The organism is Streptococcus suis (assembly GCF_002960625.1).
GTDB lineage: Bacteria > Bacillota > Bacilli > Lactobacillales > Streptococcaceae > Streptococcus > Streptococcus suis_T.
Genome location: NZ_POJH01000044.1, coordinates 1 through 11,698, shown reverse-complemented (window position 1 = coordinate 11,698; position 11,698 = coordinate 1). Strand labels below are relative to the sequence as shown.

The 11,698-nt window shown below is 38.3% G+C and carries 10 protein-coding genes; all 10 read right to left on the bottom strand.

The window, feature by feature from the left end:
- Positions 1–256: 256 nt before the first annotated feature.
- A complete protein-coding gene (gene ftsH, locus C1G49_RS09535; RefSeq protein WP_105125506.1) occupies positions 257–2,227 on the bottom strand; it encodes an ATP-dependent zinc metalloprotease FtsH in 1,971 nt (656 codons plus the stop codon).
- A gap of 21 nt (positions 2,228–2,248) precedes the next feature.
- A complete protein-coding gene (gene hpt / locus C1G49_RS09530; RefSeq protein ID WP_105125505.1) occupies positions 2,249–2,791 on the bottom strand; it encodes a hypoxanthine phosphoribosyltransferase in 543 nt (180 codons plus the stop codon).
- Positions 2,792–2,798: 7 nt separating this feature from the next.
- Positions 2,799–4,067 carry a tRNA lysidine(34) synthetase TilS gene (gene tilS, locus C1G49_RS09525; RefSeq protein WP_105125504.1) on the bottom strand — a complete coding sequence of 423 codons (1,269 nt, stop codon included), beginning with the start codon at positions 4,065–4,067 and terminating at the stop codon, positions 2,799–2,801.
- The gene (locus C1G49_RS09520) at positions 4,068–5,348 is read right to left on the bottom strand and encodes a serine hydrolase (protein ID WP_105125503.1); all 1,281 of its coding nucleotides are present in this window, start codon (positions 5,346–5,348) and stop codon (positions 4,068–4,070) included.
- A 12-nt stretch (positions 5,349–5,360) separates the two neighbouring features.
- Complete coding sequence (locus tag C1G49_RS11405; RefSeq protein WP_105118506.1) at positions 5,361–5,474, bottom strand: SP_0009 family protein; 114 nt, start codon at positions 5,472–5,474, stop codon at positions 5,361–5,363.
- Positions 5,471–5,839, bottom strand: coding sequence for an FtsB family cell division protein (locus C1G49_RS09510; RefSeq protein WP_105125502.1), 369 nt, complete (start codon positions 5,837–5,839; stop codon positions 5,471–5,473). Before C1G49_RS09510 ends, C1G49_RS11405 begins: the two co-directional genes overlap by 4 nt.
- Positions 5,826–6,098 carry an RNA-binding S4 domain-containing protein gene (locus C1G49_RS09505; RefSeq protein WP_105125501.1) on the bottom strand — a complete coding sequence of 91 codons (273 nt, stop codon included), beginning with the start codon at positions 6,096–6,098 and terminating at the stop codon, positions 5,826–5,828. The genes C1G49_RS09510 and C1G49_RS09505 overlap by 14 nt, the downstream gene beginning before the upstream one ends.
- A gap of 50 nt (positions 6,099–6,148) precedes the next feature.
- A complete protein-coding gene (gene mfd / locus C1G49_RS09500; protein ID WP_105125500.1) occupies positions 6,149–9,643 on the bottom strand; it encodes a transcription-repair coupling factor in 3,495 nt (1,164 codons plus the stop codon).
- Complete coding sequence (pth, locus tag C1G49_RS09495; protein WP_105125499.1) at positions 9,643–10,212, bottom strand: aminoacyl-tRNA hydrolase; 570 nt, start codon at positions 10,210–10,212, stop codon at positions 9,643–9,645. The genes mfd and pth overlap by 1 nt, the downstream gene beginning before the upstream one ends.
- Before the next feature lie 157 nt (positions 10,213–10,369).
- A complete protein-coding gene (gene ychF / locus C1G49_RS09490; protein ID WP_105125498.1) occupies positions 10,370–11,485 on the bottom strand; it encodes a redox-regulated ATPase YchF in 1,116 nt (371 codons plus the stop codon).
- Positions 11,486–11,698: the final 213 nt, after the last annotated feature.

Below are 11,698 nucleotides of genomic sequence, written 5' to 3'. Positions count from 1 at the left end.
CATTTTAGGCAAAAACAGAACTTAGTCTGAGACTAAATTCTGTTGGTTTTATGCAGTTTTCTCAGAGTAACTTCTAGATGGACGGGAACTAGAACTTACTTTGAGAATTTACCCTTTTTTTCAAACGGTTAACAGGTTCTCTAAAAGACAACTCAATAAGTCTATCATCTTCATTTGACCTTGTCAACTCTTTTTGTAGATTTTTTTATGAAATAATGAAAACTGATAACCAAAATGATTATCAGCTGTAGATTTATTACTTTGTATCAATTTTCTCTTTGACTTCTTCATAAGAAAGAGGATGAACATCTTCGTCTTCATGTTCAATATTCTCTGGCATTTTGCCTGTCTCATAGAGAGATTTAATTTGAACACTGTCGAGAGTTTCGTACTTAAGTAATGCTTCTGCGATTAGTTTATGGGTTTCACGGTTAGACTGAATAATTTCAGCTGCTTTATTGCGTGCTTCATTTAATAAATCACGGACTTCATTATCTAATTCATAAGCAGTTTGTTCTGATATGTGTTTATGAGTTGTCTGGCCACCAAACATAGCATGACTACCTTCATACTGCATTGGTCCCATTTTGTCACTCATACCATATTCAGCAACCATAGCACGCGCCATCTGTGTTGCTTGCTCAAAGTCGTTTGAGGCACCAGTGGTTTGAGTATTAAAGATAATTTCTTCAGCTACACGACCACCCATAAGCCCAGCCAATTGCTCCTTCATATCTTCTTTTGAAAGTAGCATTTGATCTTCTTTCGGAAGGGCAATCATATATCCACCTGCGCGACCACGAGGTACAATAGTAACTTTATGAACTTCGCGAGCATTTGACAAAACAAGTCCAACAATCGTGTGACCAGCTTCGTGATAGGCAACAATTTCACGCTCCTTAGCTGAAACTTGACGGTCTTTCTTGGACGGACCAGCAATAACACGGTCTTCTGCTTCATCAATATCTGAAGCATCAATCACAGTTTTATTTCGACGTGCGGCTACAAGGGCTGCTTCGTTAAGAACATTTTCCAAATCAGCACCAACAAATCCTGGTGTTTGTTGAGCTACTAATTTCAAATCAACATCCGGAGCCAGAGGTTTGTTTTTAGCATGAACTTTAAGGATTGCTTCACGGCCCTTGACATCTGGGCGACCAACCAACACTTTACGGTCAAAACGTCCAGGACGAAGAAGAGCAGGATCGAGAACATCACTACGGTTAGTTGCAGCAATGACGATAATACCTTCATTGCCTTCAAAACCATCCATTTCAATCAAGAGTTGGTTAAGGGTTTGTTCACGTTCATCGTTACCGCCACCCATTCCGACACCACGTTGGCGACCGACAGCATCAATTTCATCGATGAAAATAATAGCTGGTGCTGCTTTTTTGGCATCTTCAAAAAGTGAACGAACACGGCTGGCACCGACACCGACAAACATTTCTACGAAATCTGAACCAGAGATAGAGAAGAATGGCACACCTGCTTCGCCTGCTACAGCCTTGGCAAGTAAGGTTTTACCTGTTCCTGGAGGTCCCTCTAATAAGACACCTGCCGGAATACGGGCACCAAGTTTGGTAAAGCGTTTAGGATCTTTCAAAAATTCTACGACTTCTACCAATTCTTGTTTTTCTTCTTCTGCACCTGCGACATCTGAGAAACGAACTTTGATATTGCTTTGCTCAAGAGCTTTTGCTTTGTTTCGTCCAAAGTTCATGGCACCTCGAGCTCCACCACCGCCTTGGTTCATCATCATCATGAAGAATACACCAACGATAACAAGTGGCAACAAATTAAAAATAATATTTAACCATAGCCCATTAGAACTTTCTGGCTTAATCGTTACCTTAACACCATTTTCATTTGCTAGGGTTTGTAATTCTGACAAGTTTGTTTCAGACGGAAGAATAAGCGATTTGAAGTTTTTATAAGTAACAGTATTAGAAACTTGGAATAACTTAATAGAAGAGGCAAGCTCATCCTTAGCTGTTTGTTCTGTCTTATATTTACCAGTAATTTCAATAACGCTTGAATCTGGTTGATAGGTCAATTCTGAAACATTATTATTTTTAAGTTCAGTAATGACTTGAGAATAGCTAATTTCTTGAGTAGCAACCTGCTGACCGGCATTAAAGAACTGGAATGCCGTTAGAATAGTCGCAATAACTAGAATAATGAGAAAAGGATTTCTAATAAATCCTTTATTTGGTTGATTGTTCATAATATAGTAGGAAACCTTTTTCTAATTTGTATAAACTTCCTCTTTTAGTACTCCAACATAAGGAAGGTTACGGTAGTTTTCATCGTAGTCTAATCCAAATCCAACTACAAATTCATTTGGAATAGTGAAACAAGTATAGTCTGGCTCAATCTCAACCACTCGACCTTCTGGTTTATCAAGGAGGGTAGCAATTTTGATAGATTCAGCTTGACGGAGAGCAAACAGCTCTTTTAGTTCTTTTAATGTACGACCAGTATCAATAATATCTTCAACAAAGATAATGTGGCGACCAGCAACACTGTTATCTAAATCCTTGATAATTTTAACTGTTCCGCTGCTTTCTGTACCACCATGATAACTTGAAACAACCATATAGTCCGTTTCGATATGCGTATCAATATGCTTCATCAATTCTGCCATGAATGGAATAGAACCTTTCAAAATTCCAACAAGAATAGGGTTCTTGTCCGCGTAGTCTTTTGCTAGAATTTGACCAAGTTCTTTGCACTTTGCAATAATTTCTTCTTCTGAAACAAGAATTTTCTTAATATCTTTGTCCAACATAGTTGTTCTACTCTTTCATTTTTATATATAAGGTAGCTTTGATTATATCATTTTTTATTGATTTACTCAAATCACTGCTAGCAAGATTGGCAATTCCATAAATTTCACCAGCTTGTTCAATGATAATAGCCTCTTGTCGAACTTTCTGCGGTATTTTATTGTCAATAAACCAGCGACGGAGTTTTTTAGTGACGCCGTTTATTCGGATAGTATCTCCCGCCTGTCTTCCTCGTACTAGGATGGGGAAATGGCTTGGAAAATGTAAAACCTGCTCTGCGTCTTCCATTGGGTGATTGAGTGAAAAAATATACGAACCATAAGAAAAAACACCTTCTGATTCTATCATGATTGGTTCTATTTGCTCATCCGTCTGAGGTCCTATTTTATCAATTGTGAAACTATGATAATCTTTTTCTAGAATATAATTATTTTTTAGTAGATGTCTATAGTTCGCTTTTGATTGAAGAATATGAAGAACCTCGTCAAACTGGGAACGGGATAATTGTAAATCAGGAAAGCCTTCTAAATATTCCTCTAGTAAATACCTCTGGACTGCCTGTGTCTGCTGCTGAAAACTTGTCAAATCTGTAACAGATAAATCCTTTGTTAAATCTCGCAATGCCTGTAATAGATTTCTAGTATCAGTTGCAAGGTTATTGAGAGCAAGCTCAATTTTAGGGTTTTCCTGTTTTAATTTTGGTAGATAATCATTCCTAACTCTATTTCTGAAATAGGTTGAGCTAAAATTGCTGGCATCTTCAAAATGAAACACATTGTCAAAATCTGACTTTTTAAAAGACAGGAGCGGGCGAATAAGTTCTCCATTTGCAAAAGGCTGGATAGGCTGAATGGCAGAAATATGACGCAAACGGCTTCCCCTAATCAATCGCATTAAAACAGTTTCTGCTTGATCATCAGCATGGTGGGCTGTGACGAGAGCTGTATAGCCTTCCTGCTCCATGATGTCCGCAAAAAATGCATAACGCCATTTCCTGGCTGTTTCTTCTGAAAACTTCCCTTCAAAATGTGATAGGTAAAATGGAACTTTGCATTCCTCTGCCAATTGCTTGAGATAGTTCTCCTCAAGAACGGCTGCCTCCCGTTGTCCATGATTTATATGGGCTATACCAAGTTCAATCCCTAGTTCTTTCCGAAATTCGTATAAGAGGTGAAATAAATTCAGGGAATCCAATCCACCTGACACGGCTACTAGTACTTTCTTATGTTTATCAAAAAAGTGACCATCCTGTGTCACTTTTAAAAATCTATTTTTCATTTACTTTAAAATCCCGTAAACATCATTTGCAATTTGTGTAATTTCATCATAGCTTGATTTATCCGTAAAAATAGATAGGACAAAAGGAGATTCTGCATAAACAATGGCTACATCATGCTTGACATCATCCGCATCACCGATTTTGTGAGCTACTGGAACAGCAATGTCTTTTGAAATACGTTGGTTATCAAACTGCGTTGATATAAGACTTTCTAAAACATAGCCTTCTTGTTCATACAAGGCTTCCATCATTTTTCCAGCAACTTCTGCTGTGGTTTCACGTGTAACCATATCCCACTTACTACCTGTAATAGCAGTAATATTCTGGTAGAAGTCGTCATTAAACTGATGTGTCACATAGTAAGAAAGTAAATTGCTGGCTACATTATCCGACTCTTTAGCAGTCTTGTTGATCAATTCTTCTACCGAGTATTCTTTATTGTCAGGTGTTTTAGATAAAGACCCACTACCGCCAACAACATAGGCACCTGGAAAGGACATAGAATCTGCCGTGTACTTCACTTTAGTCGTCAAATCAACCTGTCCTGCATTGATTTGCTCCTGAACATAGTAAAGAATAGGTAGTTTAGCAATACTAGCAGAATAAAATACCTTATCTTGATTAAGACCTGCTGACTGACCAGTTGAAAGTTGCTTAACATATATTCCTATGTTGTTTTTAGAATATTTCTGTGTGAGCAAGTCTTGGACTGCTTCAATCCTATTGTCAACGGTAGACAAATTATCCATAGCTATCCATCCCTTGTCTGCGATATAAGCAAAATCACCTAGAGGAGTTGTAGCAATTTTAGTAACATTAACAGCTTGATAGGACTTCAAATCTGTTTTTACTTCCTTAGCTTGATTTGCTATAGGAGAAGATAGGACTACAACATTTTTATTGGTCCAGTAGGTCTGCTCAACAAGGTTTTCTGCTAAAACGACATCAGCAAATAGTTTGCTGGTATCTGCCACAATATAAGAAGCATTGTCAATCTGAAAAACCAACTCTTTTTTGGAGTTCACAGCTACATCTGTAATCGAAAAAGCTTGATTTGGCTGTAATTGACCAGCAACATCTGTCAGTTCTAAATCAGAATAAAGTGTTTCTGTTTGAAATACATTTGGATTTTGAGGGATAGTCTGAAAATACTGATCATATACAGTCTGTGTCAATTCATATTCTTCTTGCGCTGTGAGTTTAAACGGTATTTCTGTACTATCAACCACCTGCCATCCAAATAAAACTGGCAATAACCATACGAGCAGTTTCTTTTGCATACTCCCTCCTTTCTATAAATCCTTTTCGTCTAATTTTAATTCCTGATTTTTTTGGGATAACTCTTCCAACTTCTCTTCAGAATGTTGTAAAAATTGTTCCACGACTTTAAAAATAGAATCTGTCATTTTGGTAGCCCCGGAATATTATAGACAAATTCCCCTTCTTTAGAGTATTGATACTTAGCTCGAACATACTTGGCAGCATAGTCCTCATTCTTTAATTTTGTGACCATTTCAGCTACTTGTTTTTGTTCTTTTGTCAACTCAGCATAGTTTTTTTCCAATTCAGCAAGCTTTTTTTCCTGCTTCTGAATATCTGTATAGGTCACCACAAGATTATAGGCTGGCAACATAAATAGAAAAATAACCAAAATCAAAATAGCAGCCATAAAACGATTTTTCTGTTGTCGCTCTGCCAGTTTATGTTGAGATTTTGTGCGTTCTGATTGAATAAAGGCATTATTCAATTGCAGGATTTTAGATTTTCTCATCCGCGTCTATCCTTTTTTCACTGATGATTTCATACATCTTCAGTGCATCTTCTTTTTTTGTAGAATCTTTCATTTCAAGGACCTTCACAGTTAGCAACTTATTGCCGAATTGGATTTCAACCTGATCATCAACTTTTAAATCTGTTGATGACTTGGCAAGAATACCATTGACTTTAATCCGTCCCTTGTCTGCAACTTCTTTTGCAACCGTTCTGCGCTTGATAATGCGAGATACTTTTAAATATTTATCTAATCTCATACCTTTACCTCAACTACATATTTTACCATTTTTTCATTTAATTGAAAAATTTATAATGTTTTTCTAGTCTTGATTTCTTGTAGTTTTTCAGCAAAAGCAAGCAATTCTTCTAAAATCTCATAGTCTTTTTTCTGCTGAACATTAAAAATAACTGCCAATTTGCCTTTATTTTCTGTTATTTGAGCCTTTAATTTAGTAGCAGATAAGGCTTCAAAGTAATCTTGCGTTAAAAATAGTTGACCTGCCATTGCTTCAAATGTAACAGTTACTTGCTGTTGTCGTTTCATAACTGAGTGACAGAAAACTTGGTCAAGATAGGACTTTAGCAAACCAATTTCAAGCAAGTAAGCAACTACATCTGGGTATTCTCCAAAGCGATCAATCAATTCTTCCTGTAGTTCTTGATAGTTTACACGACTGTCAATATTCTTGATACGCTTGTAAATTTCAATTTTTTGCCGCTGATCAGCAATATAGTCGCTTGGTAGGTAGGCATCAATCTGTAAATGAACCTCAGAATTACTTTTCTGACGTTGGACAGTCTTCCCTTGTTTCTCTAAAATTGCTTGCTCTAACAATTGAGAGTACAATTCATATCCTACAGAATCTATAAAGCCTGACTGGGCAGCACCTAAAATATTTCCAGCTCCCCGAATAGATAAATCTTGCATAGCGATTTTGAAACCAGAGCCTAATTCAGTAAAGCCTTTAATAGCCTCCAATCGTTTTTCCGCTACTTCTGTCAAGGACTTGTCTGGACGGTACATGAGATAGGCGTAGGCAATCCGACTAGAACGCCCGACACGCCCACGAAGTTGATACAAAGTTGACAATCCCATATGGTCTGCATTTTCTATAAAAAGGGTGTTTGCATTTGGAATATCAACACCAGTTTCAATAATCGTTGTGGTCACTAGAATGTCATACTCACCTTCCACAAAGGCGTAGAGAGTATTTTCTAATTGAATTTCAGACATTTGTCCATGAACATAACCGATGCTTGCTTCTGGGACCAATTCTTTCAATTCTGAAACTTTTTGTTCTATAGTGTCAACCTTGTTGTAAAGATAGTAAACCTGTCCACCTCGATCAATTTCACGGAGAATAGCATCTCGTATCACGGAAGGATTTGTTTCCATGACATAGGTTTGAACTGGATAGCGATTGGTCGGCGGTGTTTCTATGACTGATAAATCGCGAATTCCCAACATGGACATTTGCAATGTTCGAGGTATTGGTGTTGCTGTCAAGGTCAGGACATCGATTTTTTTCTTGAGTTCCTTCAAACGTTCCTTGTGCTTGACACCAAAACGTTGCTCTTCGTCAATGACCAGTAAACCTAAATCAGCAAACACAACATCTTTAGATAAAAGCCTATGGGTACCAATGATGATGTCAACTTGACCTTTTTTTAGCTTTTCAAGCGTTTTTTCTTGCTCTGCTTTTGTTTTAAAACGGCTCATGACATCGACATTGACAGGAAATTCAGCAAATCGTTCCTGGAAATTAGCATAGTGTTGTTGGGCTAAAACTGTTGTTGGAACAAGGATAGCTACTTGTTTGCCATCATTGACAGCCTTGAAGGCAGCCCGCATGGCTACCTCTGTCTTTCCAAAACCGACATCCCCAACCAAAAGACGATCCATTGGAGAATCTTTTTCCATATCCTTTTTGATTTCATCAATAGAACGGAGTTGATCATCTGTTTCCACATGTGTAAAGTAGTTGTCAAATTCCACCTGATTGTCATCGTCTGGCGAAAAAGCAAAACCTTTCAGTTGGCTACGCTCAGCGTAAAGCTTGATTAAATCATCCGCAATGTCCTCTACCTGCTTCTGAACCTTTTGCTTGGTTCGTTGGAAACGACCATCGTTTAGTTTATTGACTTTTGGAGTTTTTCCATCGGATGCTAGATATTTAGAAAGTAGATCTATTTGCTCTACTGGAATGGAGATGCGATCAGCATTTTGATACTGCACAGTCACATAGTCACGGTGGATCCCAGAAATTTCAATAGTCTCTATCCCTAAATATTGGCCAATCCCGTGGACATGGTGGACAACATAGTCACCGACAACCAGCTCACTATAATCCTTAATGCGTTCAGCGTTGGAAATATTTGTTCGACGGACCTTGCGTTTGATTTTTTTATTAAAAATCTCTTTTTCAGTGATAAGTACTAACTTCTCATCCATCAAATGAAAGCCAGAAGCTAACTGACCAATGGTCAATTGTTGCTGACCGTCTACTAATTTATCTGAAGTACAGGTAGGGAATTGGATATCATACTCTTGTAAAGATTTCTGTAAAGTCTGTAAACTTGCTTCAGAACTTGCTTGAATAATGACTGTATGTTTTGATTTTTTATATCGAGCGAGTTCTTCTTTTAATAGAGGAATTTGATGAAAAAATTCCTGCATAGGATGCTGGGTAAATTGATGAAGAGCATCAAATTTTACATTTCCTAATCCCTTTTGAAAACTTGAAAAGAAGGTAGCTGGTTTGTATTTTCTCAATTCAGCGTAAGTTGAGGCAAAATAATTCAAACTTGACACTGATTTACCCTTCTGTAAATCATCTGTCAATAAGTCTGCTGATTCTTTTTCAAACTGAGCTTGCTTATCAGCGATTTTATGGAAATCATCCAAAAATAAGGGAGAACTCTTTGGCAAGTAATCCAACAATGTCCATGATTGTTCATAGATACAGGACAAGAATTTACGTAAATCTGGATGCCGGTACTCCGTCTGCATGTCCGCTAAAACTTCTCGTAAGTAAGATTCTTGCTCCTCTAGGGTCGATTGGTCAATAGCTGTCTGAATGTATTGGATAGCTCTGTTATAGTCTTCGGAAGACAAAATGATGTCGGAAGCTGGAGAGATGGATATACTTTCAAGATTTTCTAAGGATTTTTGACTGTCAACATCAAAGATACGAATACCATCAATCTCATCTCCAAAAAATTCTATTCGGTAAGGAGTTTCTGCTTGCATGTCAAAAATATCTAGAATATCACCACGTTGGCTAAATTCTCCCTGAGTTAAGACACGAGCTACCTTTTTATATCCGATATTGACAAGTTTCTTTACAAGATTGTCAACTTCTATTTCTTTACCAACTTCCAGTCGGATGTTAGAAGCTTTAAAAACCTCTGGATTTGGCAACAATATCCGACAGGCAGCCACACTAACTACCAGAATTCCTGATTGAGTTGGATTGGTCAAAAAATTCAAACTATCAATCCTTGACTGAGTTCGTTCTTTTGATGCAAAGACAAATTCCGCAATTGGACTATCATCTGTAAAGAAGTTGTAAATGTGCTCATTTCCAATAATGGCTGTTAAATCTGCAACTAATTTCTCTGCTTCATTTTGAGTAGCAGTCACAATCATTATTTTCTCAGCCAGACTATCATAGGCAGTCGCCATTACCAATGACTTACTAGTTCCGGATAATCCTAAAAGTAACTGACGAGTTGATTTATTCAATCCTGACTGCCATTGATTGATTTGCTTGTTCTTATGAAGTAAATCGAGTATATTCATTATCCGTTAAACTTTCTCATAATGGTATCAAAGTCATCTTCTTCCAGATAAAAGTTGACAGCCTTGTCAAGTTTATCTAAAGCCAAGTCAATTTCGATACGGTCTTCTATATCAAAGCCAGACAAGACATGGTTTACAACGCTCATTTTTCCTTTTGGACGACCTATACCAATCTTAATACGGTCAAATTCCTGCGTTCCAATATGCTTGACAATGGATTTTATCCCATTGTGGCCTCCCGCTGATCCTTTTTGACGGAAACGGATTTTCCCAACTGCCATGTCCAAATCATCATAAGCCACCAGAATATCGGTCTCATCCAATCCATAATAGGCCATCAAGGCATGAACAGCCTTACCTGATTCATTCATGAAAGTCGTTGGTTTGACCAGGTAAATTTTTTCACCATCAATAAAGGTTGTGGCAATGTCTGCTTGGAAAATCTTATCGTGACTAAAGGTCGCATTTTCACGTTTGGCAATCTTATCCAGCAACATAAAACCAACGTTATGTTTTGTTTCAAAATAGCGGTCTCCGGGATTTCCCAGACCTATGATTAATCGTGTCATTTTTTCTCCTTAAATACCAAAAGGCTGGAAAATGCTTTCCAACCAAGTAATCATCCTCTTTGATGCGATAAACTGTTCTTAGTCTAGGCGTTGAAACCGCAGACAATACTGGTGGTATGTCAAGGTAAAACAACGAAGAATAAGGACAGTTTAGCCATCAAACGTTAAAGCGGAACTCCATGATGTCCCCATCTTGAACCACGTACTCTTTTCCTTCTTCACGGAGGCGTCCTGCTTCCTTAACAGCCTTCTCAGAGCCGTAGGTCATTAAATCATCGTAGGACATGGTAACGGCACGGATAAAGCCTTTTTCGAAGTCTGAGTGGATGATACCAGCGGCTTGTGGAGCCTTGATGCCACGTTTGAAAGTCCAAGCACGCACTTCTTTTTCCCCTGCTGTAAAGTAGGTACCAAGTCCAAGCAAGTGGTAGGCTGCACGGGTCAATTTATCCACACCAGATTCTGTCAATCCAAGAGCTTCCAAAAACTCACCCTTATCTTCATCGTCGAGTTCTGAAATTTCCTCTTCTGCACGCGCAGAAATCACTACTACCTCTGCATTTTCTGTTGCAGCAAAGTCACGGATTTGCTGAACATAGCTGATAGACTCAGGATCTGCTACCTTGTCTTCATCGACGTTGGCAACATAGAGGACTGGCTTGGTCGTTAAAAGGAAAAGTTGCTTGACGATTTTTTGTTCTTCATCGGTGAAGTCAACTGTACGAGCAGATTTCCCGTCTTCTAGGACAGGTTTGATTTTTTCAAGAACTGCAAATTCTGCGACAGAATCCTTGTCTTTTTGCGTACGTGCCATTTTTTCTACACGCGCATAACGCTTGTTGATGCTCTCTAGGTCCGCCAAAATCAATTCTAGGTTAATGGTATCAATATCTGCGATTGGGTCCACAAAGGCGTCTTCACGACCTTGTTCACGCATGACATTTTCATCATCAAAGGCACGCACCACGTGGACAATGGCATCAACCTCACGAATATTGGCCAAGAATTTGTTTCCAAGTCCCTCACCTTTAGAAGCACCTTTTACGATACCGGCAATATCGGTAAACTCAAAGGTGGTTGGGACTGTCTTTTTAGGGGTGATGAGCTCGGTCAACTTCTGCAAGCGCTCATCAGGCACTTCCACCATGCCGACGTTTGGATCAATTGTTGCGAAAGGGTAGTTTGCAGCCTCAGCTCCTGCCTTGGTGATTGCGTTAAATAGGGTTGATTTACCAACGTTTGGCAAACCGACGATTCCTGCTGTTAAAGCCATGTTTTTTACTCTCCAATTAAAAATTCAATCATGACTATTATAGCAGAAAGTAGAGGAAAAAGGCGATATGACGGAACGAAATTAGAAAATTTTATTTATGCCTAAATTCTCAAAGTAAGTTCTAGTCTAACGCCAAAACTGGAAATTAGACTGAGACAAAAAAATAAGCTAGAACTTACTATGGGACAAGTTGGTAACTAATAATGAAAAACA

Coding starts and splice junctions, on each gene's coding strand:
- C1G49_RS09520 (WP_105125503.1), bottom strand. CDS start 5,348: ATGCAAAAGAAACTGCTCGTATGGTTATTGCCAGTTTTATTTGGATGG.
- hpt (WP_105125505.1), bottom strand. CDS start 2,791: ATGTTGGACAAAGATATTAAGAAAATTCTTGTTTCAGAAGAAGAAATT.
- pth (WP_105125499.1), bottom strand. CDS start 10,212: ATGACACGATTAATCATAGGTCTGGGAAATCCCGGAGACCGCTATTTT.
- mfd (WP_105125500.1), bottom strand. CDS start 9,643: ATGAATATACTCGATTTACTTCATAAGAACAAGCAAATCAATCAATGG.
- C1G49_RS09510 (WP_105125502.1), bottom strand. CDS start 5,839: ATGAGAAAATCTAAAATCCTGCAATTGAATAATGCCTTTATTCAATCA.
- C1G49_RS11405 (WP_105118506.1), bottom strand. CDS start 5,474: ATGACAGATTCTATTTTTAAAGTCGTGGAACAATTTTTACAACATTCT.
- tilS (WP_105125504.1), bottom strand. CDS start 4,067: ATGAAAAATAGATTTTTAAAAGTGACACAGGATGGTCACTTTTTTGAT.
- ychF (WP_105125498.1), bottom strand. CDS start 11,485: ATGGCTTTAACAGCAGGAATCGTCGGTTTGCCAAACGTTGGTAAATCA.
- ftsH (WP_105125506.1), bottom strand. CDS start 2,227: ATGAACAATCAACCAAATAAAGGATTTATTAGAAATCCTTTTCTCATT.
- C1G49_RS09505 (WP_105125501.1), bottom strand. CDS start 6,098: ATGAGATTAGATAAATATTTAAAAGTATCTCGCATTATCAAGCGCAGA.